This is a genomic window from Streptomyces sp. WM6372, assembly GCF_001279655.1.
GTDB lineage: Bacteria > Actinomycetota > Actinomycetes > Streptomycetales > Streptomycetaceae > Streptomyces.
Window position 1 is genome coordinate 41,017 of record NZ_LGDB01000116.1, and the last position, 21,117, is coordinate 62,133.

The 21,117-nt window shown below is 73.1% G+C and carries 26 protein-coding genes; 5 read left to right on the plus strand and 21 right to left on the minus strand.

The window, feature by feature from the left end; genetic code table 11:
• Window positions 1–14: 14 nt before the first annotated feature.
• From trpA to hisI, 9 genes are all read right to left on the minus strand, one after another.
• The gene (gene trpA / locus ADK52_RS10830; RefSeq protein ID WP_053689547.1) at window positions 15–830 is read right to left on the minus strand and encodes a tryptophan synthase subunit alpha; all 816 of its coding nucleotides are present in this window, start codon (window positions 828–830) and stop codon (window positions 15–17) included.
• A complete protein-coding gene (gene trpB, locus ADK52_RS10835) occupies window positions 827–2,071 on the minus strand; it encodes a tryptophan synthase subunit beta (protein WP_053689548.1) in 1,245 nt (414 codons plus the stop codon). The genes trpA and trpB overlap by 4 nt, the downstream gene beginning before the upstream one ends.
• 222 nt (window positions 2,072–2,293) lie before the next feature.
• Window positions 2,294–2,518: a tryptophan biosynthesis modulator TrpM gene (gene trpM, locus ADK52_RS10840; RefSeq protein WP_234343639.1), complete on the minus strand. Its 225-nt coding sequence runs from the start codon at window positions 2,516–2,518 to the stop codon at window positions 2,294–2,296.
• 8 nt (window positions 2,519–2,526) lie between these two features.
• Entirely contained in the window at window positions 2,527–3,336 is an 810-nt protein-coding gene (trpC, locus tag ADK52_RS10845) for an indole-3-glycerol phosphate synthase TrpC (RefSeq protein WP_030871559.1), read from the minus strand.
• A 172-nt stretch (window positions 3,337–3,508) separates the two neighbouring features.
• Window positions 3,509–4,009 carry a DUF2752 domain-containing protein gene (locus ADK52_RS10850; protein WP_078988239.1) on the minus strand — a complete coding sequence of 167 codons (501 nt, stop codon included), beginning with the start codon at window positions 4,007–4,009 and terminating at the stop codon, window positions 3,509–3,511.
• Window positions 4,010–4,070: 61 nt separating this feature from the next.
• Window positions 4,071–4,322 carry an HGxxPAAW family protein gene (locus ADK52_RS10855; protein ID WP_053689549.1) on the minus strand — a complete coding sequence of 84 codons (252 nt, stop codon included), beginning with the start codon at window positions 4,320–4,322 and terminating at the stop codon, window positions 4,071–4,073.
• 81 nt (window positions 4,323–4,403) lie between these two features.
• Window positions 4,404–5,051, minus strand: coding sequence for a TIGR02234 family membrane protein (locus ADK52_RS10860; protein ID WP_053689550.1), 648 nt, complete (start codon window positions 5,049–5,051; stop codon window positions 4,404–4,406).
• Between the two features lie 22 nt (window positions 5,052–5,073).
• Window positions 5,074–6,579 carry an anthranilate synthase component I gene (locus ADK52_RS10865; protein ID WP_053689551.1) on the minus strand — a complete coding sequence of 502 codons (1,506 nt, stop codon included), beginning with the start codon at window positions 6,577–6,579 and terminating at the stop codon, window positions 5,074–5,076.
• 19 nt (window positions 6,580–6,598) lie between these two features.
• Entirely contained in the window at window positions 6,599–6,961 is a 363-nt protein-coding gene (hisI, locus tag ADK52_RS10870; protein ID WP_053689552.1) for a phosphoribosyl-AMP cyclohydrolase, read from the minus strand.
• A gap of 84 nt (window positions 6,962–7,045) precedes the next feature.
• On the opposite strand from hisI, the gene ADK52_RS10875 reads away from it, so the two are divergent.
• The gene (locus ADK52_RS10875) at window positions 7,046–7,678 is read left to right on the plus strand and encodes a TIGR03085 family metal-binding protein (protein ID WP_053689553.1); all 633 of its coding nucleotides are present in this window, start codon (window positions 7,046–7,048) and stop codon (window positions 7,676–7,678) included.
• Between the two features lie 104 nt (window positions 7,679–7,782).
• On the opposite strand, the gene hisF is transcribed toward ADK52_RS10875, so the two are convergent.
• Genes hisF through hisD form a run of 8 tightly spaced genes read right to left on the minus strand, consistent with a single transcriptional unit; the run spans window position 7,783 to window position 13,493 of the window.
• Window positions 7,783–8,538: an imidazole glycerol phosphate synthase subunit HisF gene (gene hisF, locus ADK52_RS10880; RefSeq protein ID WP_053689554.1), complete on the minus strand. Its 756-nt coding sequence runs from the start codon at window positions 8,536–8,538 to the stop codon at window positions 7,783–7,785.
• Entirely contained in the window at window positions 8,535–8,933 is a 399-nt protein-coding gene (locus ADK52_RS10885) for a RidA family protein (RefSeq protein WP_053689555.1), read from the minus strand. The genes hisF and ADK52_RS10885 overlap by 4 nt, the downstream gene beginning before the upstream one ends.
• Window positions 8,930–9,661 carry a bifunctional 1-(5-phosphoribosyl)-5-((5-phosphoribosylamino)methylideneamino)imidazole-4-carboxamide isomerase/phosphoribosylanthranilate isomerase PriA gene (gene priA / locus ADK52_RS10890; RefSeq protein ID WP_053689556.1) on the minus strand — a complete coding sequence of 244 codons (732 nt, stop codon included), beginning with the start codon at window positions 9,659–9,661 and terminating at the stop codon, window positions 8,930–8,932. The genes ADK52_RS10885 and priA overlap by 4 nt, the downstream gene beginning before the upstream one ends.
• Window positions 9,661–10,311 carry an imidazole glycerol phosphate synthase subunit HisH gene (hisH, locus tag ADK52_RS10895; protein ID WP_053689557.1) on the minus strand — a complete coding sequence of 217 codons (651 nt, stop codon included), beginning with the start codon at window positions 10,309–10,311 and terminating at the stop codon, window positions 9,661–9,663. The genes priA and hisH overlap by 1 nt, the downstream gene beginning before the upstream one ends.
• Window positions 10,308–10,475, minus strand: coding sequence for a hypothetical protein (locus tag ADK52_RS42925; RefSeq protein WP_030155934.1), 168 nt, complete (start codon window positions 10,473–10,475; stop codon window positions 10,308–10,310). Before ADK52_RS42925 ends, hisH begins: the two co-directional genes overlap by 4 nt.
• A gap of 2 nt (window positions 10,476–10,477) precedes the next feature.
• Window positions 10,478–11,071: an imidazoleglycerol-phosphate dehydratase HisB gene (hisB, locus tag ADK52_RS10905; RefSeq protein WP_030155936.1), complete on the minus strand. Its 594-nt coding sequence runs from the start codon at window positions 11,069–11,071 to the stop codon at window positions 10,478–10,480.
• Window positions 11,068–12,174, minus strand: coding sequence for a histidinol-phosphate transaminase (locus ADK52_RS10910; protein ID WP_053689558.1), 1,107 nt, complete (start codon window positions 12,172–12,174; stop codon window positions 11,068–11,070). The genes hisB and ADK52_RS10910 overlap by 4 nt, the downstream gene beginning before the upstream one ends.
• On the minus strand, window positions 12,171–13,493 hold the full coding sequence (gene hisD / locus ADK52_RS10915; protein WP_053689559.1) for a histidinol dehydrogenase: 1,323 nt from the start codon (window positions 13,491–13,493) through the stop codon (window positions 12,171–12,173). Before hisD ends, ADK52_RS10910 begins: the two co-directional genes overlap by 4 nt.
• Window positions 13,494–13,617: 124 nt before the next feature.
• On the opposite strand from hisD, the gene ADK52_RS10920 reads away from it, so the two are divergent.
• The 3 genes from ADK52_RS10920 to ybaK all read left to right on the plus strand — a co-directional run bounded on the left by ADK52_RS10920 (window position 13,618) and on the right by ybaK (window position 16,527).
• A complete protein-coding gene (locus tag ADK52_RS10920) occupies window positions 13,618–15,219 on the plus strand; it encodes an oxidoreductase (protein ID WP_053689560.1) in 1,602 nt (533 codons plus the stop codon).
• A gap of 62 nt (window positions 15,220–15,281) precedes the next feature.
• Entirely contained in the window at window positions 15,282–16,022 is a 741-nt protein-coding gene (locus tag ADK52_RS10925) for an LON peptidase substrate-binding domain-containing protein (RefSeq protein WP_053689561.1), read from the plus strand.
• Window positions 16,023–16,035: 13 nt separating this feature from the next.
• Window positions 16,036–16,527, plus strand: a complete 492-nt coding sequence (gene ybaK / locus ADK52_RS10930) for a Cys-tRNA(Pro) deacylase (protein WP_053689562.1) — start codon at window positions 16,036–16,038, stop codon at window positions 16,525–16,527.
• A gap of 165 nt (window positions 16,528–16,692) precedes the next feature.
• Here the strand turns inward: ybaK and ADK52_RS10935 are convergent, their stop codons facing one another.
• The 4 genes from ADK52_RS10935 to ADK52_RS10950 all read right to left on the minus strand — a co-directional run bounded on the left by ADK52_RS10935 (window position 16,693) and on the right by ADK52_RS10950 (window position 20,716).
• Window positions 16,693–17,361 carry a DUF2567 domain-containing protein gene (locus tag ADK52_RS10935; RefSeq protein WP_220461332.1) on the minus strand — a complete coding sequence of 223 codons (669 nt, stop codon included), beginning with the start codon at window positions 17,359–17,361 and terminating at the stop codon, window positions 16,693–16,695.
• A 100-nt stretch (window positions 17,362–17,461) separates the two neighbouring features.
• Window positions 17,462–18,274, minus strand: a complete 813-nt coding sequence (locus tag ADK52_RS10940; protein ID WP_078988241.1) for an ABC transporter permease — start codon at window positions 18,272–18,274, stop codon at window positions 17,462–17,464.
• On the minus strand, window positions 18,271–19,272 hold the full coding sequence (locus ADK52_RS10945) for an ABC transporter ATP-binding protein (protein ID WP_053689563.1): 1,002 nt from the start codon (window positions 19,270–19,272) through the stop codon (window positions 18,271–18,273). The genes ADK52_RS10940 and ADK52_RS10945 overlap by 4 nt, the downstream gene beginning before the upstream one ends.
• Window positions 19,273–19,414: 142 nt before the next feature.
• The gene (locus ADK52_RS10950) at window positions 19,415–20,716 is read right to left on the minus strand and encodes an NYN domain-containing protein (RefSeq protein WP_420714844.1); all 1,302 of its coding nucleotides are present in this window, start codon (window positions 20,714–20,716) and stop codon (window positions 19,415–19,417) included.
• Window positions 20,717–20,948: 232 nt separating this feature from the next.
• On the opposite strand from ADK52_RS10950, the gene ADK52_RS42930 reads away from it, so the two are divergent.
• A complete protein-coding gene (locus ADK52_RS42930) occupies window positions 20,949–21,116 on the plus strand; it encodes a hypothetical protein (RefSeq protein ID WP_182508677.1) in 168 nt (55 codons plus the stop codon).
• Window position 21,117: the final 1 nt, after the last annotated feature.

Here is a 21,117-nt window from a genome sequence, read left to right on the forward strand (position 1 = left end):
CGCCTGCGGGCTTCTCAGCCCCTGCGGACGCCTTCCGCGAGCTCGCCCGCCAGCGCCCGTACGGCGGCCAGCCCGGCCGGCAGGTCCGGCGCGTCCAGCAGCAGCTTCACGAACGCCGAGCCGACGATCACCCCGTCGGCGAAGCCCGCGACCTCCTTGGCCTGCACGGCGTTGGAGACGCCGAGGCCCACGCAGACCGGGATCTCGGTGGTGGCACGCGTACGGCGGACCAGCTCCTGGGCCTCGTTGCCGACCGATTCGCGGGTGCCGGTGACACCCATCAGCGAGGCGGCGTACACGAAACCGGAACCGGCGGCCGTGATGGTCGCCAGGCGCTCGTCCTTGCTGCTCGGAGCGACGACGAAGACGGTCGCCAGACCGTGCTTGTCGGCCTGCTCGCGCCACGCCGCGGACTCCTGGACCGGCAGGTCGGGCAGGATGCAGCCCGCGCCGCCCGCCGCGGCCAGCTCGGTGGCGAACCGCTCCACGCCGTAGCGGTCGATCGGGTTCCAGTACGTCATCACCAGGACCGGCGCCCCGGTCGCCGCGTGGGCCTCGCGCACGGTGCGCAGCACGTCGGCGATCTTGACTCCGCCGCGCAGGGCGATGTCGTCGGCGGTCTGGATGACCGCGCCGTCCAGGACCGGGTCGCTGTGCGGGAGGCCGACCTCGACCACGTCCGCGCCGCCCGCGATGACGGCCTTGACGGCCTCGATGCCGCCGTCGACGGTCGGGAAGCCGGCCGGCAGGTAGGCGACGAGGGCGGCCCGGTCCTCGGACTTCGCCTTGGCGAGGGTGTCGCTCAGCAGCTGGATGTTCCCCGTGCTCACTTGCTCTCCCCCGCGCCGTCGTACAGCCCGAAGTAGCGGGCCGCCGTGTCCATGTCCTTGTCGCCGCGGCCGGACAGGTTGACCACGATCAGCCCGTCCTTGCCCAGCTCCTTGCCCAGGTCGAGGGCGCCCGCCAGGGCGTGCGCCGACTCGATCGCCGGGATGATGCCCTCGGTGCGGGAGAGCAGGCGCAGGGCCTGCATCGCGGCGTCGTCGGTGACCGCGCGGTACTCGCCGCGCCCGCTGTCCTTGAGGTAGGAGTGCTCCGGGCCGATGCCCGGGTAGTCCAGGCCGGCCGAGATGGAGTACGGCTCGGTGATCTGGCCCTCCTCGTCCTGGAGGACGTAGGAGCGGGAGCCGTGCAGGATCCCGGGCTCGCCGGCCGTCAGCGTGGCCGCGTGCTCGCCGGTCTCGACGCCGTGCCCGGCGGGCTCGAAGCCGACCAGGCGGACCCCGGCGTCCGGGATGAAGGCGTGGAAGAGGCCGATGGCGTTGGAGCCGCCGCCGACGCAGGCCGCGACGGCGTCGGGCAGCCGGCCGGCGCGCTCCAGGATCTGGCGGCGGGCCTCGACGCCGATGACCCGGTGGAAGTCGCGGACCATGGCCGGGAAGGGGTGGGGGCCCGCGACGGTGCCGAAGAGGTAGTGGGTGCGGTCCACGTTGGCGACCCAGTCGCGGAACGCCTCGTTGATGGCGTCCTTGAGGGTCCGGGAGCCGGACTTCACGGCGATGACCTCGGCGCCCAGCATCCGCATCCGGGCCACGTTCAGGGCCTGGCGCTGGGTGTCGATCTCGCCCATGTAGACGGTGCACTCCAGGCCGAAGAGCGCGCAGGCGGTGGCGGTGGCCACGCCGTGCTGGCCGGCTCCGGTCTCGGCGATGACGCGGGTCTTGCCCATGCGCTTGGTGAGCAGCGCCTGGCCCAGCACGTTGTTGATCTTGTGCGAGCCGGTGTGGTTGAGGTCCTCGCGCTTGAGGAAGATCCGGGCGCCGCCGGCGTGCTCGGCGAACCGCGGCACCTCGGTGAGGGCGCTGGGCCGGCCCGTGTAGTTGACCATCAGGTCGTTGAGCTCGGCCGCGAAGGCCGGGTCGCCCTTGGCCTTCTCGTACTCGACGGCGACCTCGTCCACGGCGGCGACGAGCGCCTCCGGGATGAACTTGCCGCCGAAGTCACCGAAGTAACCCTCGGCGTTGGGAACGTGACCCTCCGGGTCCGGAATGAAGAACGAGCTGCTGGACATGGCCAGTACTCCTACGGGTGCGATGGGATGGGTGCACCGTATTGCGCCGCGGGCCCGCCGCACGCGCACCCCGCTGCGGGGGTGGGGATGCGTACGGGCGCAGCGGCCCGCGCCCGGAGCCGGTGGCCCGGGGCGGCGGACCGTGAGCGAACACCGCGCGGGGCGGTACGCCGTCACCGTCGAGGCGGTGGCGTCAGGCGTACCGGGCCCGGGCGGCCCTCGTCACAGCGCGCCTGCGGTGCGCCATCGCATGCCGTTGACCTGACCGGGCTCGGAGCCGATCACGTACCTGACCCGCCGCCCGTGCACCCGCCGGGCCGGGGCGCGGCAGCCGCGGGGGCGGCAGCCGCGCGCCAGGGGCGCGTACGCCGTCGGCACGCCGACCGGGCCGCGGCGAGCTGCCTGCGGCACGTGCGGCGTGCGGACGGAGGGGCGGACAGGGGCCATGGGACGGGTCAGCTCCGTCCGTGGCGCAGGGCGGGGTGGGCACCGGCGGCGACGAGGTCGGCCACGGCCGCCTTCGGGTCGCGTCCGGTGACCAGGGACTCCCCGACGAGGACGGCGTCGGCGCCCTCGTTGGCGTAGGCGATCAGGTCGTGCGGCCCGCGGATGCCGGACTCGGCAACCTTGACGATGTGGGCCGGGATCTCGCCGACGACGCGCTCGAAGGTGGAGCGGTCGACCTTGAGGTCCTTGAGGTTGCGGGCGTTGACTCCGATGATCTTGGCGCCGGCCGCAACCGCGCGCTCGACCTCGTCCTCGTCGTGGACCTCGACGAGCGGGGTGAGGCCGATGGACTCGGCCCGCTCGATCAGGGAGACGAGGGCCTCCTGCTCCAGGGCCGCGACGATCAGCAGCACGAGGTCGGCGCCGTAGGCGCGGGCCTCCCACAGCTGGTACGCCGTGACGATGAAGTCCTTGCGCAGGATCGGGATGTCCACGCGTGCGCGGACGGCCTCCAGGTCGGCCAGCGAGCCACCGAAACGGCGCTGCTCGGTGAGGACGGAGATGACCGCCGCACCGCCCGCCTCGTAGTCGGCGGCCAGTCCGGCCGGATCGGCGATGGCGGCCAGCGCGCCCTTGGAGGGGCTGGAGCGCTTGACCTCGCAGATCACCTTGACGCTGTCGCCGCGCAGGGCAGCGACGCCGTCCTTGGCCTGGGGCGCCTTGGCGGCACGCTCCTTGAGCTCGTCGAGGCTCACGCGGGCCTGCCGTTCGGCAAGGTCTTCGCGGACCCCTTCGATGATCTCGTCGAGCACACTCACGCGAGCGGCCCCCTTCCGGGTCGATGACGGTCGGCCGCCTTGCAGACACGTACAACTGCAAGGTCAGCAATCAAATGGTATCCGCAGGAGGCCTTGCCCTCCGCACGCGGTTGACGACGTCCCATGGAATGGACATTCGGAATCCGGGATTCATAAGGGAATCCCCCGGTCCTCACGGGGCCAGTGCGGCTCCGAACGGCAGGTTTCGGACCACCACGAAGACCAGGGCCAGCACCCCGATGACCCACCAGTGCAGCCGCCGCAGGACAAAACGCGGGGTCGGACCGCCGCAACAGGCGCGAACAAGCCACAGGATCATGAAGCCGGCGAAGACGAAGTAGCCGGCGACGGCCAGGGCATTTGCCCCCAAAGCGGTGATCAGGTCGCCCTGGGCGAAGGCGTGCGCGCTCCGCAGACCACCGCATCCGGGGCACAGGATTCCGGTCAGGCGAAATAGCGGGCAGACCGGATAGTGGCCGGGTTCATTGGGATCCACGGTGCCCACGTACGCAAACGCCAGGGCCGCCGCGGCCAGCGTGAGCCCCGGCGCGGCCAGCCGCCGGAGGCGGCCCGGCACGGGCGCGGACGGCCCGGGCACCGGCGGCACGGGCGGCTGCGCGGGCTCGGCGTAGGGGCTGCGAGGGGCGTCCACGCGCTGATTCTCTCCGCTCATGACAAAAGGCGCAGCCCAACGGGGCCGCGCCTTTCGAAACCGTTCACCGGGACGGGACCGGTCAGACCTTGGCGGCGGTCTTGTTGGCGGCGATGACCACGGCCAGGTCCTGGTGGGCGGCCTTCGGCGCACCCATGCCCGCGGCCTTCATCGCCATGCCGACCACACCACCGAGCGCGACGACGACGAGACCCGCCCAGAACCCGATCGGGTTGGCGATCACCATGAAGGCGCCGGAGATGCAGAAACCGATGAAGGCGATGATGACACCGGTCCAGGCGGCCGGGGTGTGTCCGTGGTTAGTGCCCGCCATGAGTTGCTCCTCGTTTGCTCTGTCGCGGTGCTGATCAGAAATGCTCGGTGCTCATTGTCCCGCACCGGGAGCGGTGCATGGTCAGCGGGTCGGGTCCTCGCCGCGGTCCAGGGCCTTCCACAGGTCCTCGGGCCGGTCGGGGTCCACCGCCGCCGGTTTGCGGGTACGGGGGCTGCCGTCCCGCTCGTAGCGGCCGCCCATCGCGGGCCAGCCGCTTCCGAACCGCAGCGCCAGCAGTCCGGCGACCAGGATCAGGGCCGCGCCGGCGGCCGTGATGTACGGCCAGGCCGTATGGGTCAGCTCCCCCACCCGCGCCGCGGTGTCCGCCGTCGTACGGGCGGCCTGCGCGTCCAGCGCCTGGCGGTCGTCGGCGGCCAGTACGGCGGCCAGGGCCGCGCCCAGGCCGCTCAGCGCGAGCAGCCCGGAGACCAGCAGCCGGCTCCTGCCGCGTACGGCGAACACCGCCACCAGGGCCGCGAGGCCCACGATGGCCAGGGCCGCCGGCAGCCCGGTGACGGCCCGCCCGTCCGCGGTCAGCGGCAGCGAGCCGCCCCCCACGGCGGCGGTGCCCCGGGCCCAGACGCGGCCGGAGGCGAGCAGGACGACGGTGGCGCCGAGCGCGCCGAGCAGCAGGGCGACGGCCACGCTGCGGCGGCCGCCGCGACCGTCCGGGGCCTCGGGAGCGGCGGAGGCGTCGGCGTCGGTTCGGGGTGGGGGTACGGCACTCACGTACCCACTATCCCCTACCGGCTCACGCGCCGTTCAGCCGGTTCGCCGCTCCCACCGCGCGCAGCACGGCGGCGGCCTTGTTGCGGCACTCCCGGTCCTCCAGCTCGGGCACGGAATCCGCGACGACTCCGGCGCCCGCCTGGACGTACGCCGTGCCGTCGCGCAGCAGCGCCGTGCGGATGGCGATGGCCGTGTCGGAGTCCCCGGCGAAGTCGAGGTAGCCCACGCAGCCGCCGTACAGGCCGCGCCGGGAGGGCTCCAGCTCCTCGATGATCTGCATGGCGCGCGGCTTGGGCGCACCCGAGAGGGTGCCCGCCGGGAAGCAGGCGGTCAGCACGTCGAAGGCGGTCCGGCCCTCGGCGACCCGGCCGGTGACGGTGGAGACGATGTGCATGACGTGCGAGTACCGCTCGATCGACATGAAGTCGACGACCTCGACCGATCCCGGCTCGCAGACCCGGCCCAGGTCGTTGCGGCCCAGGTCGACGAGCATCAGGTGCTCGGCGCGCTCCTTGGGGTCGGCCAGCAGTTCCTCGGCGAGCTCGTGGTCCTCCTGCGGGGTGGCCCCGCGGTGGCGGGTGCCGGCGATCGGGTGGACCATGGCCCGCCCGTCCTCGACCTTGACCAGGGCCTCGGGGCTGGAGCCGACGACGTCGAAGCCGTTCTCGAAGCGGAACAGGTACATGTACGGGGACGGGTTGGTGGCCCGCAGCACCCGGTAGACGTCCAGCGCGGAGGCGGCGCAGGGGGTCTCGAACCGCTGCGAGGGCACGACCTGGAAGGCCTCGCCGGCCCGGATCCGCTCCTTGATGTCCTCGACGGCCTCCTGGTACTTCTCCCCGCCCCACAGCGCCGAGACCGTGCCGTCCTCGAAACTCGGCGGTTCGGAGGCGGGCAGCGGGGCGGGCGTGTACGGGGCGGGCCGCGCGAGGTCGGCCTCCATCGCGTCGAGCCGGGCCACCGCGTCCGCGTACGCCTCGTCCACGCCGGTGTCGAGGTCGTTGTGGTTGATGGCGTTGGCGATGAGCTGGACCGTGCCGTCCCAGTGGTCCATGACCGCCAGGTCGGAGGTGAGCAGCATGGTCAGCTCGGGCAGCTCCAGGTCGTCGACGGTCTGCTCGCCGATGCGCTCCAGGCGGCGCACGATGTCGTAGCCGAGGTAGCCGACCATGCCGCCGGTGAAGGGCGGCATCCCGGCGGCCAGGTCACGGGGCGTGTGCAGGGCCTGGACGGTGGCGCGCAGGGCTTCGAGGGGGTCGCCGTCGGTGGGGACGCCGACGGGCGGCGTCCCGATCCAGTGCGCGCTGCCGTCCCGGACGGTCAGCGTGGAGGCGCTGCGGACGCCGACGAAGGAGTAGCGGGACCAGGAGCGGCCGTTCTCGGCGGACTCCAGGAGGAAGGTGCCCGGGCGTTCGGCGGCGAGCTTGCGGTAGAGCCCGACGGGGGTGTCACCGTCGGCCAGCAGCTTGCGGCTCACGGGGATGACGCGGCGGTCCGCCGCGAGCTTGCGGAACGTCTCAAGATCCATGGGGTGGGACCCTACCTACCTATTCGGCCAGCGGAAGGACATCGGCGTCGAAGCACGTACGGGCGCCCGTGTGGCAGGCGGCGCCGACCTGGTCGACCTTGACGAGGAGGGTGTCGGCGTCGCAGTCGAGGGCGACGGACTTCACGTGCTGGAAGTGGCCGGACGTATCCCCCTTCACCCAGTACTCCTGGCGGCTGCGGGACCAGTACGTGCAGCGGCCGGTGGTCAGGGTGCGGTGCAAGGCCTCGTCGTCCATCCAGCCGAGCATGAGCACCTCACCGGTGTCGTACTGCTGGGCGATGGCCGGGACCAGGCCGTCGGCGGAGCGCTTGAGCCGGGCGGCGATGGCGGGATCGAGGGAGGACGTACTCATGGAGGCCATTGTGCCGCGCCCGGAAGGCCGTGACCGATCACCGTCCGCCTGATGAGCGGGCAAAGCACGGCTTCCGGTCGTAGGGTGGCCCCCATGTCTACCCATGCGAAGCGCGAACGCCTGCTGCTGGCGGACCTGTTGGAGGCGGCGGGGCCGGAGGCGCCGACGCTGTGCGACGGCTGGCGGGCCCGGGAACTGGCGGCGCACGTGGTGGTCCGGGAGCGCCGCCCGGACGCGGCGGGCGGCCTGCTGCTGAACGTCCTGAAGGACCGGCTGGACAAGGCGATGGCCGAGTACACGGCCAAGCCGTACGAGGAACTGATCCAGCTGATCCGCACCGGCCCGCCGAAGATGTCCCTCTACTCGGTGAAGCAGATCGACGAGGCGGCCAACGCGGTGGAGTTCTACGTCCACTCCGAGGACGTACGGCGCGCCCAGCCCGACTGGTCGCCGCGCACGCTGGACCCGGTGTTCTCGGACGCCCTGTGGGCGCGCCTGGAGAAGCTGGCCCGGCTGACGGGCCGCCGCTCACCGGTGGGCCTGGTGCTGCGCCGCCCGAACGGCCAGACGGCGGTGGCGCACAAGGGCACCCCGGTGGTGACGGTCACCGGCGAGCCGGGCGAACTGACCCTCTTCTGCTTCGGCCGCCAGGACGCGGCCGCGGTGGAGCTGGACGGCCCGAAGGAGGCCGTCGCCAAGCTGACGGTGGCCAAGCTCGGCATTTAGCCGCCGTGCGGTGCCGGGCCGGCCGGCCGGCCCGGCCCGGCTCAACGGCCAGCGGTCAGCGGTCAGCGGTCAGCGGTCAGCGGTCAGCGGTCAGCGGTCAGCGGTCAGCGGACCGGGTGGCCCGCCTCGCGCAGGGCGCCCTTGACCTGGCCGATCCGCAGGTCACCGAAGTGGAACACCGAGGCGGCGAGCACCGCGTCGGCTCCGGCCGCGATCGCCGGGGCGAAGTGCTCCAGCCGCCCGGCGCCGCCCGAGGCGATCACCGGCACGGTCACGTGCTCCCGCACCGCCGCGATCATCTCGGTGTCGTACCCGTCCTTCGTGCCGTCCGCGTCCATCGAGTTCAGCAGGATCTCCCCGGCGCCCAGCTCGGCCGCCCGGTGCGCCCACTCGATCGCGTCCATGCCGGTGCCCTTGCGGCCGCCGTGCGTGGTGACCTCGAAGGAGCCGGTGGCGGTGCGCCGGGCGTCCACGGACAGCACGAGCACCTGCCGCCCGAAGCGCTCCGCGATCTCCCGGATCAGCTCGGGCCGCGCGATGGCGGCGGTGTTCACGCCGACCTTGTCCGCACCGGCCCGCAGCAGCTTGTCCACGTCCTCCGCGGTGCGGACGCCGCCGCCCACGGTCAGCGGGATGAACACCTGCTCGGCGGTCCGCCGCACCACGTCGTACGTGGTCTCGCGGTTCCCGGACGACGCGGTGATGTCGAGGAAGGTCAGCTCGTCGGCGCCCTCGGCGTCGTACAGCTTGGCCATCTCCACCGGGTCGCCGGCGTCCCGCAGGTTCTGGAAATTGACGCCCTTGACGACGCGGCCGTTGTCCACGTCGAGGCAGGGGATCACTCGTACGGCGAGGGTCATGCGGATGCCTCCTGCACCGGGCCGTACGCCTCGACCTCGACCTCGACGACCATGCTGGGGTCGACGAAGCCGGAGACGATGATCATCGATGCGGCGGGGCGGACGGCGTCGAACAGCTGCTTGTGGGCGCGGCCCACGTCCTCCACGTCCCGGGCGTGCGTGAGGTACATCCGGGTGCGGACCACGTGCTCGGGGCCGAGACCGGCCTGGGCGAGGGCCTTGAAGGCGACGCCGAAGGCGCCCATGGCCTGGTCGTAGGGGCCGTTGGCGTCGGCGGCGGTGCAGCCGGAGACCAGCACGAGGCCGTTCGGGAGCTGCACGGCGCGCGAGTAGCCGATGACGTCCTCGTAGGCGCCGCCCGAGGAGATGCGGCGTACGTCGGAGGAGTTGCTCATGCGGAGACCACCTTCAGGGCTTCTTCCAGGGTGAAGGCCTTCGCGTACAGGGCCTTGCCGACGATCGCGCCCTCGACGCCCAGCGGCACCAGGGCGGCCAGCGCCCGCAGGTCGTCCAGCGAGGAGATGCCGCCGGAGGCCACGACCGGCCGGTCGGTGGCGGCGCAGACGTTCTTCAGCAGCTCCAGGTTGGGCCCGGTCAGCGTGCCGTCCTTGCCGATGTCGGTGACGACGTACCGGGCGCAGCCCTCGGAGTCCAGGCGCGCGAGGGTCTCGTAGAGGTCCCCGCCCTCGCTGGTCCAGCCGCGGCCCTTGAGCGTCGTACCGCGTACGTCGAGCCCGACCGCGATCTTGTCGCCGTGCTCGGCGATGGCCTTGGCGGCCCACTCGGGGGTCTCCAGGGCGGCGGTGCCGAGGTTGACGCGGGTGCAGCCGGTGGCGAGGGCCGCGGCGAGCGAGGCGTCGTCGCGGATGCCGCCGGAGAGCTCGACCTTGATGTCCATGGCGCCGGTGATCTCGGCGACGAGCGCGCGGTTGTCACCGGTGCCGAAGGCAGCGTCGAGGTCGACGAGGTGGAGCCACTCGGCGCCGGAGGCCTGCCAGGCGAGGGCGGCCTGGAGCGGGGACCCGTAGGAGGTCTCGCTGCCGGACACGCCGTGCACGAGGCGGACGGCCTGGCCGTCGCGGACGTCGACGGCAGGCAGCAGTTCGAGCTTGCTGGCGGGCATCAGAGGGTCTCGATCCAGTTGGTGAGGAGCTGGGCGCCGGCGTCGCCGGACTTCTCGGGGTGGAACTGGGTCGCCCACAGGGCCCGGTTCTCCACCGCCGCGACGAAGGGCTCGCCGTGGGTGGCCCAGGTGACCTTGGGGGCGCGGATGGCCGGGTTGGTGACCTCCAGGCTCCAGTCGCGCACCGCGTACGAGTGCACGAAGTAGAACCGGGCCTCGTCGTCCAGGCCCTTGAAGGCCTGGCTGTCGGCCGGGGCGTCCACGGTGTTCCAGCCCATGTGGGGCACGATCGGGGCGCGCAGCGGCTCGACGGTGCCGGGCCACTCGTCGAGGCCCTCCGTCTCCACGCCGTGCTCGATGCCGCGCTCGAAGAGGATCTGCATGCCGACGCAGATGCCCATGACGGGCCGCCCGCCGGAGAGCCGGCGGCCGATGATCCAGTCGCCGCGGGCGTCCTTGAGCCCCTGCATGCAGGCCGAGAAGGCCCCGACACCGGGCACGAGCAGCCCGTCGGCGTCCATGGCCTTGTCGTAGTCGCGGGTGATCTCGACGTCCGCCCCGACCCGCGCCAGCGCGCGCTCGGCGGAACGTACGTTTCCGAAGCCGTAGTCGAAGACCACGACCGTCTTGGTCGGACGGGATGCGCTCATTCCCAAATCCCCTGGATTCGCAGGACTCCGGCGGCGAGGCACATCGCGGAGCCGATGGCGAGCAGGATGACGACCGATGCGGGCATCTTCTGCTTCTGGAAGGAGTAGACGCCGCCGGCCAGGAAGAGGCCGACGACGATCAGGATGGTGTTGAGGCCGTTCACGGCTAGAGGGCGCCCTTCGTGGAGGGCAGGATTCCGGCGGCGCGCGGGTCGAACTCGGCGGCGTAGCGCAGGGCGCGGGCCAGCGCCTTGAACTGGCACTCCACGATGTGGTGGGCGTTGCGCCCGTACGGGACGTGGATGTGCAGGGCGATCTGGGCCTGCGCGACGAAGGACTCGAAGATGTGCCGGGTCATCGTCGTGTCGTACTCGCCGATCATCGGCGCCATGTTCTCGGGCTCGGTGTGCACGAGGTAGGGGCGGCCGGACAGGTCGACGGTCACCTGGGCGAGGGACTCGTCGAGCGGCACGGTGCAGTTGCCGAAGCGGTAGATGCCGACCTTGTCGCCGAGGGCCTGCTTGAAGGCGGCGCCGAGCGCGAGCGCGGTGTCCTCGATGGTGTGGTGGCTGTCGATGTGCAGGTCGCCGTCCGTCTTGACCGTGAGGTCGAAGAGGCCGTGGCGGCCGAGCTGGTCGAGCATGTGGTCGTAGAAGCCCACGCCCGTCGAGACGTCGACCTTGCCGGTGCCGTCGAGGTTTATCTCGACGAGGACCGAGGTCTCCTTCGTGGTCCGTTCGACCCGTCCGATGCGGCTCATGCGTGCTGCTCCTTCTTCAGTGCGCGAACCGCTTCCAGGAACGCGTCGTTCTCGGCCGGGGTGCCGGCGGTGACCCGCAGCCATCCCGGTACGCCGTTGTCCCTGACCAGGACACCCTGGTCGAGGATCTTCCGCCAGGCGGTGTGCGAGTCCTCGAACTTCCCGAACTGGATGAAGTTCGCGTCGGACTCGGTGACCTCGTAGCCGATGGCCCGCAGCTCGGTGACCAGGCGGTCCCGCTCGGCCTTGAGCTGTTCGACGTAGCCGAGCAGGGTGTCGGTGTGCTCCAGGGCGGCCAGCGCGGTCGCCTGGGTGACGGCCGACAGGTGGTACGGCAGGCGTACGAGCTGGACGGCGTCGACCACGGCCGGGTGCGCGGCCAGGTAGCCCAGGCGCAGCCCGGCGGCGCCGAAGGCCTTGGACATGGTCCGGGAGACCACCAGGTTCGGCCGGCCCTCGATCAGCGGCAGGAGCGAGTCGCGGTGGCTGAACTCCACGTACGCCTCGTCCACGACGACGAGGGAGGGCTTGGCCGCCTGCGCGGCCTCGTAGAGCGCGAGGACGGTCTCCGCCTCGACCGCGGTACCCGTGGGGTTGTTGGGCGAGGTGATGAAGACGACGTCGGGTGTGTTCTCGGCGATGGCCTGCTCGGCCGCCTCCACGTCGATGGTGAAGTCCTCGCGGCGCGGGCCGGAGATCCAGCCGGTGCCGGTGCCGCGCGCGATCAGCGCGTGCATGGAGTACGAGGGCTCGAAGCCGATCGCGGTCCGCCCGGGCCCGCCGAAGGTCTGCAGCAGCTGCTGGATGACCTCGTTGGAGCCGTTGGCGGCCCATACGTTCTCCCGCGCGACCGGGTGCTTGCCGGTGCGGGTGAGGTACGCGGCCAGCTCGGTCCGCAGCTCGACCGCGTCCCGGTCGGGGTAGCGGTTGAGCGTGCGGGCGGCCTCGGCGACGCGCTCGGCGATGCGCCGGACCAGCGCCTCGGGGAGCTCGTACGGGTTCTCGTTGGTGTTCAGCTGGACGGGCACGTCGAGCTGCGGGGCGCCGTACGGCGTCTTGCCGCGCAGTTCGTCCCGGATGGGGAGGTCGTCGATGCCGGTCATGCCTGCGGGACCTTCCAGCCGAAGCGCGCCTTGAGGGCCGCGCCGTGCGCCGGCAGGTCCTCGGCCTCGGCCAGCGTCACCACGTGGTGGGTGACCTCGGCGAGGGCCTCGCGCGTGTAGTCGACGATGTGGATGCCGCGCAGGAAGGACTGCACGGACAGGCCGGAGGAGTGGCAGGCGCAGCCGCCGGTGGGCAGCACGTGGTTGGACCCGGCGCAGTAGTCGCCGAGCGAGACCGGTGCCCAGGGGCCGACGAAGATCGCGCCGGCGTTCCGTACGCGGGCGGCCCAGGCCGCGGCGTCGGCGGTCTGGATCTCCAGGTGCTCGGCGCCGTACGCGTCGACGACCTTGAGGCCGTCCTCCAGGCTGTCGACCAGGACGATCGCGGACTGCTTGCCGGCGAGGGCGGGCTTGATCCGGTCCTCGACGTGCTTGGTGGCCGCGACCTGCGGCTCCAGCTCCTTCTCGACGGCGTCCGCGAGCTCCGCGGAGTCCGTGACGAGCACGGCGGCGGCCAGCGGGTCGTGCTCGGCCTGGCTGATCAGGTCTGCCGCGACGTGCACCGGGTCCGCCGTGGAGTCCGCGAGGACGGCGATCTCGGTGGGGCCGGCCTCGGTGTCGATGCCGATCTTCCCGGTGAAGTAGCGCTTGGCGGCGGCGACCCAGATGTTGCCGGGGCCGGTCACCATGTTGACCGGCAGGCAGTCCTCCGTGCCGTACGCGAACATCGCGACGGCGACGGCCCCGCCGGCCGCGTACACCTCGTCCACGCCGAGGAGCGCGCACGCGGCGAGGATCGTCGGGTGCGGCAGGCCCCCGAACTCCTTCTGCGGCGGGGACGCGAGCGCGATCGACTCGACGCCCGCCTCCTGTGCCGGTACGACGTTCATGACGACGGAGGACGGGTAGACGGAGCGGCCGCCCGGGGCGTACAGGCCCACGCGCTCGACCGGAACCCACTTCTCGGTCACGGTTCCGCCGGGGACCACCTGGGTGGTGTGCTCGCCGCGGCGCTGCTCGCGGTGGACGATCCGGGCACGCCGGATCGACTCCTCCAGCGCGGCGCGGACGGCGGGGTCGAGCTCGGCGAGGGCGGTCTTGAGGGCCTCGGCGGGGACCCTGACCTGCTCCAGCGTGACGCCGTCGAACTTCTGCGCGTACTCGATCAACGCCGCCGTGCCGCGATGATGGACGTCCTCGCAGATGGGCCGCACCTTCTCCAGGGCAGCTTCTACGTCGAACTCGGCACGGGGCAGCAGATCGCGCAGGGCGCCGCCCTCGGGGAGGGCGTCACCGCGCAGGTCGATACGAGAGATCACCTCCCAATTCTCTCAGACCGTCTCCCGCCACCGTTCGCCCGTATCACTGGCTGATACACGCCCCGGATGTCACTGGCGCCCACTAGCGTTCCCCTACACGTATCCACAGCGGAGGGGGGCCGCCATGGCGGAGCCACGGGTGGGCGAGGAGCCCGCGGATCTCACCGATCCCGAACGCCGCATGTGGCAGGCGTACCGGACGGGCAGCATGTGCGACCTGAGCGCCCGCGCCGCCAACGAGGACGATCCGCACGACAGCGGACGCAACTGGGGCGCCGGGCGCAGCGTCCGCGCCCAGGTGGTGGCGCTGCTGCTGCTCCACGGGCCGCCGCCGGTGCCGGGCCGGGTGGCCTCGCTGAAGCTGCGCGGCGTACGGATCACGGGGCGGCTCGACCTGTCGGGCGGGACCGTACAGCCGTACGTCGAACTCCAGTCCTGTCGCTTCGACAGTGAGATCCAGCTGTCCGAGACCCGGTTCATCACCCTGCGCATGATCAACTGCGCGATACCGCGGCTGGACGCCTCCCGGCTGCACACCGAGGGCGATCTGCACCTGCCGCGCTGCCGCGTGGCCCGCGGGATCCGGCTGACCGACGCCCAGATCGGCACCGACCTGCTGATCAGCCAGGCCGTGGTGCGGCGGGACAACAAGGGGCGGGCCATCGCCGCGGACGGGATGTCGGTCGCGCAGGACTTCCAGGGCGAGCTGCTGGAGACGGACGGGGAGGTGAGCCTGCGCGGCGCGAAGGTCGGCGTGTCGATGAACCTGCGCGGGGCCCGGCTGCGCAACCCGCACGGGCGGCGCGCGCTGAACGCCCCGCAGCTGACCGTCGAGCGGACCCTGTACCTGACCTCGATCGCCCTCGACTACGTCCCCGGCGACTCCGGCTCCTCCACTCCCCCGTACGGGCTCGGCCAGACGCCCACGCGCGGGCAGCGGGCCCAGCGCTTCGAGTGCCGGGGCGGGCTGCGCCTGGACGACGGACGCTTCGGCGACGCGGTCGACTTCTACGGCGCCCGGTTCGTCCTCACCGCGGAGCAGGAGGTCTCGCTGCGCCGCATCCAGACCCCGGAGCTGCGGTTCGTCGGGGAGCGGCCGGAGCGGGGGCGGGTGGTGCTGTCGGGGGCGAAGGTGGTCAAGCTGGTGGACACCTCCACCAGCTGGCCCGGCCCCGGCGGGGTGTCGATGGAGGGGTTCGCGTACGAGAACCTCGCGCCGCGCGGCCACTTCCCGCTGGCGCGCCGGCTGGACTGGGTGGCGGCGGCCACCCCCGAGTACTCGCCGGAGCCGTACGAGCGGCTGGCCTCCGTACTGCGCGCCAGCGGCGAGGACGCGGACGCCCGCGAGGTACTGCTGGCCAAGCAGCGCCGGCGCCGGACCACTCTGCCGCCGGCGCTCAAGGCCTGGGGGTACCTCCAGGACTGGACGGTGGCGTACGGGTACCGCCCCGGCCGGGCCGCGCTGTGGATGGCGGTGCTGTGGGCGGCGGGCGCCCTGCTCTTCTTCCGGCACCAGCCGCCCCCGATCAAGGCGGACGAGCACCCGCACTGGGACCCGGCGCTGTACGCGCTGGACCTGCTGCTCCCCGTGATCGATCTCGGTCAGGACGGCCAGTGGGACGTGGAGGGCGGCTGGCAGTGGGGCTCGGCGGCGCTGGTCCTGCTGGGCTGGACCCTGGCGACGACGGTGGCGGCGGGAGCCTCGCGGCTGCTGCGGCGGGGGTGAGCGGGAAGAGCGGGAACAACGGAGGTGACAGGCCCTGGCCCCCGGCCACTACCCTGTGCCTCGTGACCTCCGTTCGCCTGCCCCTCTTCCCGCTGAACTCGGTGCTGTTCCCGGGACTCGTCCTCCCGCTGAACGTCTTCGAGGAGCGTTATCGCGCCATGATGCGCGAGCTGCTGAAGACGGGCGAGGACGAGCCGCGCCGCTTCGCGGTCGTCGCGATCCGCGACGGCCGGGAGGTCGCGCCGACCGCGCCGGGCCTGCCGGACCAGACGGCGCTGCCCGAGCGGGGCCCGACGGCGGGCTTCGGCCCGGACCCCGTCCAGGCCTTCCACCGGGTGGGCTGCATCGCGGACGCGGCGACGATCCGGGAGCGGGAGGACGGCAGCTTCGAGGTCCTGGCCACCGGTACGGCGCGGGTGCGCCTGCTGTCGGTGGACGCCTCGGGCCCGTACCTGGTCGCGGAGCTGGAAGAGCTCCCGGAGGACGCGGGCGACGGTGCGGGCGCGCTGGCGGAGGGGGTCCTGCGGGCCTTCCGGAACTACCAGAAGCGGCTGGCCGGAGCCCGGGAGCGGTCCTTGACCTCGGGCGCGGACCTGCCGGACGAGCCGTCGGTGGTCTCGTACCTGGTGGCGGCCGCGGCCGTACTGGACATCCCGGCGAAGCAGCGGCTGCTCCAGGCGCCGGACACCGCGACGCGGCTCGCGGAGGAACTGAAGCTGCTGCGCGCGGAGACGGCGGTCATCCGCCACCTGCCGTCGCTGCCGGCGGTGGACCTGACGCGCGCGCCGACGAGCCCGAACTGACGGCGAAGGACTGATGGCGAAGAAGAAGGCCCCGGCGGGGACACCGGCGATCGCGGCCCTGACCTCCGCGCAGGCGGAGTTCACGGTCCACGCGTACGAGCACGACCCTGCGCACCCCTCGTACGGCGAGGAGGCGGCGCAGGCCATGGGGGTCTCCCCGGACCGGGTCTTCAAGACGCTGGTCGCGGAGGTGGACGGCGTGCTGACGGTGGCGGTGGTCCCGGTGTCGGGAAGCCTGGACCTGAAGGCGCTGGCGACCGCGGTCGCCGGGAAGCGGGCGGCGATGGCCGACCCGGCACTGGCGGAGCGCACGACGGGTTACGTGCGGGGCGGCATCTCCCCGCTGGGCCAGCGCAAGCGGCTCCGCACGGTGGTGGACGAGTCGGCGGCGGCGCACACCACGATCTGCGTCTCGGCGGGCCGCCGGGGCCTGGAGGTGGAACTCCCGCCCGCCACCCTGACGGCCCTGACGGGCGCCACCCTGGCCCCCATCGGCCGTTCGTAGCCACCGCGCCTCGAACGCCGGCGGGGCTGATGTCAGCCCGTCGGGCGTTCGAGGACCGGGTCCGGGCGGAGTCCTCCGGTCGGGGGTCCCTCCCGGACGAAGTCCGGGGGAGGGAGAAGGGCGGGGAAGGGCAAGCCCCGCGCGCGGCGGCCCGCCCCCTCGCGATCAGGCTCGCGGGGGCTCCGGCGCGGACGGGTCCGACGGGGCCGGGGCAGGGGTCCCGTGGACGTGGGCAGGGGGATAGACGCCCCGCTCGGCGTCGGCCGGGTCCTCGTCGTGCGGGGTCCACAGGGCCGTCAGGCCGAGGTGGACGGCCACGGCGACCATCGGCCAGACCAGCAGCACCCCCTGCGCCAGCAACTGCAGCGGCGCATCGAACGGCACGCCCTTGCCCGCCTTCACCGCTGCGGCGGCCACGTCCGAGGACGGCCCCAGCCACAGCCCCATCCGCCATCCCACCAGCGCGGCGAAGCAGGATCCGAGCACCAGCCCGACGACCAGCGGGACACCGCCCCGGCGCCGCCACAGGAACACGAGCACCGCGCTCAGCACGCCGAATCCGACCGACAGCAGGAAGAACGTCCCGTCGGACCCGATCCGGGCCTCGCTCTCGGAGTTCTTCAGGAAGACGGCCTCGCCGTTCGAGACGTACTGCGCCTTCGGCGCCAGCCACGCCCACAGCACTCCGAGCAGCACGCCGGCCACCCCGATCACCAGGGCCACGGCGGCCCCGTCGCGGATGTCCGCCGGGGTGATGCCCCCGACGGAGCCGCTCCGCTTCTCGGGCGGCAGCGGCGGTTCGTGCGGGGAGGGCGTGGTCACGGCTTCGGTCACCCCCACATCGTGCCAGGTGCCGACGGCGTCGGCGTCAGCGGACCGCCGCTTCGGCCCACCGGGGCCCGGGCGGGCGCCGCTCCGGCGGCCGCCCATCGCTTCAGCGAACGGCCGCCCGCCGGTACGCCCACGTCGCGACGGCCAGGGAGAGCACCCCCACCACCGCGCACACCCCGAGGTCGAGCCCGACCGCCGCCCAGTCCGGATGCGGCGCGAAGGTCCGCGCGAACGCCTCCACCCCGTACGTGGACGGCAGCAGGTCCCGCGCCCACACGATCACCCCCGGCATCCGCTCCGGCGGCAGCACCCCCAGCAGCAGCGCCGCCGACATGCCGAGCTGTCCGGCCAGCGTGGCCAGCTCCTGCCGCGGCGCCAGCAGCCCGAGCGCCGCCCCCAGACCGGCCAGGGCGGCACCGGCCAGCGGCACCACCGCGGCCAGGATCCACAGCCCGCCCATCGGCAGCCCGAACAGCAGGCATCCGAACACCGCCGTGACGAGCGTGCCCGGCAGCGTGAAGGAGGCGTACGCGGCGGCCGCGCCCAGCACCACCGAGGCGGGCGGCACGGGCAGCGTGGCGTAGTGGTCCAGGCCCCCGCTGGCCCGCAGCTGCCCGAAGTACTGGGCGAGCAGGTTCAGCGCGACGAAGGCGACGACCAGTACGGACGAGCCCGCGACGACGGCCCGGGCCTCCGAGCCCCCGTCCACCACGCCCCGCATCAGGATCATGATCCCGACGGACTGGAAGGTGGCCACGAACAGCAACGGGATACGGGACACCCGGGCCCGGGACAGCTGCGCCCGGTACACGGCGGCCAGCGCGGGGAACAGCCGCGCCTGCGGTGCGAGCACCCCCACGGCGGTGGTGCCGGTGGCAGTGGTGCCGGCAGCGGTGCCGACGGCGGTCGTGCTCACGACTTCACCAGACCCTTCGAGGCACGCCCGCCCAGCGCGAGGTAGACGTCCTCCAGGCTCGGGGTCGCCAGCGTGAAGTCGTCGAGGGCGGCGAAGGCCGGCCCGCCGCTCACCGCCGCGACCGCCGCGCGCGCCTCGTCGGGAGCCAGCCGCAGCACCCACCGGCGCCCGGCCCCGGCCGCCTCCGGCGCGAGCGCCGCGACCTCCGGCACCTCCAGAGGCGGCGCGGTGCGCCACACCAGCTCCAGCCGGACCTCGCCGGAGACCCGGGCCTTCAGGCCCGCCGGGGAGTCGCAGGCGATCACCCGGCCCTGGTCGATGACGGCGACCCGGTCCAGGACGGTCTCGGCCTCGATGACGTTGTGCGTGACGAGCAGGACGGTGGCCCCGTGCCGGGCGCGCCGCCGGTCCACGGCCGCCCACACGGCCCGCCGGGCCACGGGGTCCATACCGGTGGTGGGCTCGTCGAGGACCAGCACCGGCCGCTCCCCGACGAGCGCGGCGGCGAAGCAGGCGAGGCGCCGCTGTCCGCCGGAGAGCTTCTTCAGGGGCCGCCCGGCGATCGCGGTCAGCCCGAGTTCCTCCAGTACGGCGTCCCGCTCGGCCCGCGCCGCCCGTACGCCGAGCCCGCGCAGCCGTCCCGTGGTCTCGGCGGCCAGCGCCACCGTGAGCTCGTCGAGGGCGGTGGATTCCTGCCCCAGGTAGGCGAGCAGCCGGGAGGCCCGCTCGGGGTGGCGTACGAGGTCGTGGCCGAGCAGGGTCACGGACCCGGAGTCGGGCCGCATCAGGCCGGTGAGCTGGCGGACCAGGGTGGACTTGCCGGCGCCGTTGGGGCCGAGCAGGCCGAAGATCTCGCCGCGCCGGACGTCCAGGCAGACCCCGTCGGTGGCCCGGGTCTCGGGGAGGGCGGGAGCCCCGCGCCGGCCCCGTACCGCGGGGTACGTCTTGACCAGGTCACGCACCGCGCAGACCACGTCCGAAGCCGCGTCCGCGGCCACTGCCGTGTTCGGTTGTGCTGATGCTGTGCCCGTACTCACGAGGGAGCAGCCTACGCGGCTTTCGTCCGGCCACCGCCGGGAGGTGCCCCCGACGCCCCGGTCGGCATGGATGCGCGCGCCCCGCCCGCGTCCCGCCCGCGCCCTACTCGGCCGTCGGTCCCGTCGGTCCCGCGGGCACGGCGGCGGGGGTGCCGGCGACGTGTTCGGCGGCCGCGCGGACGTCGATCTCCCGCCAGAACCCGGCGCGGATGGCGTAGCGGTCGTGCTCGTCGATCTGGTCGTCCTTGTGCGCGAGCAGCCCGAACCGGGCGGCGTAGCGCAGCAGCTCCCCGTCGATGCGGTGCGGGATCCGCGGGTACATCGTGGCGAGTTTCTGCAGGTGGACGGTTTCCGGGAGGCGTTCCATCCAGCGCCGGGCGAACACCTGGCCGACCTCGAAGGGGTCGCCGCCGACGGTGGTGATGTCCTCCTCGCGGTCCGCCCAGCGCTGCTCCGCGCTGGTGAGCTGGGCGAGGGTGGGCAGCGAGGCGGTCTCGGCGGGCTCGCCCAGCGGTCCGGCCCGGTCGATCCAGCCCTTGTCGGAGGACCAGCGCAGGGCGCTGCCGGCCGGGGGCTGGGGGCTCCCGTGGCCGTGGCCGCCCGTGGGGCCGGGCTGCTGGCCGGGGGCGCGCAGCGAGCCGGCGAGGTCCTTGGGCGTGGGTACGGTCTTTCCGCCGGCGGTGGGGGCGGGCACGGGGGCGCCGCCGCCCTCGGGCTCGGCGGGGGCGGGGGCCGCGGCTCCGTTGGCGCCGGCGCTGCGGGCGGCTTCGGCGAGGGCCGCCTCGGGCAGCGGGGCGGAGAGGATGGCGGCGATCTCGGGGCGCGGTGCGGGCGGCGGGGCGCACAGTCCGGCGAGGTCCTTGGCGCGGACGGCCCGGGTGATCCAGGCCCGGTCCAGGACGCGGCGCTCGTCGGCCTCGGCGACGAGGTCCTCGGACTGGTTGTAGTCGCCGTCGGCGGCCTGGACGGCCCACAGGTGGACGGCGACCCCGTGTTCCTTGGCGGACATCAGGCCGGGCAGCAGGTCCCCGTCGCCCGTGACGAGTACGACGTCGGAGCAGGCGCGGTTGCGGGCCAGCTCGGTGAGCTCGGCGTGCATGGCGGCGTCCACGCCCTTCTGCGCCCAGCGGCCGTCGCTGCGGGTCAGTGCGCCGAGGCGGACGGTGACGCGGGACATGACGCGCAGCCGCCGGTGCTCGGGCTGGGGCACCCGGTCGGGTGCGCCGTCGAACCAGTAGATGCGCAGCAGGGGCTGCTCGGTGTCGGCCTCGGCACGCTCGCGCAGGCCCTGGATGAGGGCGGCATGGTCGACGGTGATGCGGGAGCGGGAGGGCTCCCCGGCGAGAAGACTGGCGGCGGCGCCCAGCAGATAGCCGGCGTCCACCAGGACGACGCAGCGGTCCACGCGTACCACCCTCTTCCCTGGGGTTCCTCTGTGTGTGTCGCGGGTTCCCCGAGTCTGCCCGACCGCAAGGGTGTTGACGGCCGGAACTCGATCATCGGCGTGGCGGATCTTTCACCCGCGCCGAAGGGAGGGCCGGCCGACTACGCGCAGTAAAGATCCAAAATGCGAGGTTTGTGGCGCCGTGTGAGGGTGAAGGCGGTCCTGGCCCCTAGACCCTCACGGAGGCTCCACCATGGCCAAGAACAAGAACCGCCAGCACGAACAGAAGCAGCAGCCCCGCTCGTCGGCACAGGATCCGTCGAAGAGCTCGACGGAATCGGTGTCCGAGCCCTCGGGCGGCTCCCCGAGTCCGATGGACATGGCTCGCAAGGGCAAGCAGAAGAAGTTCGGCCACAACTGAC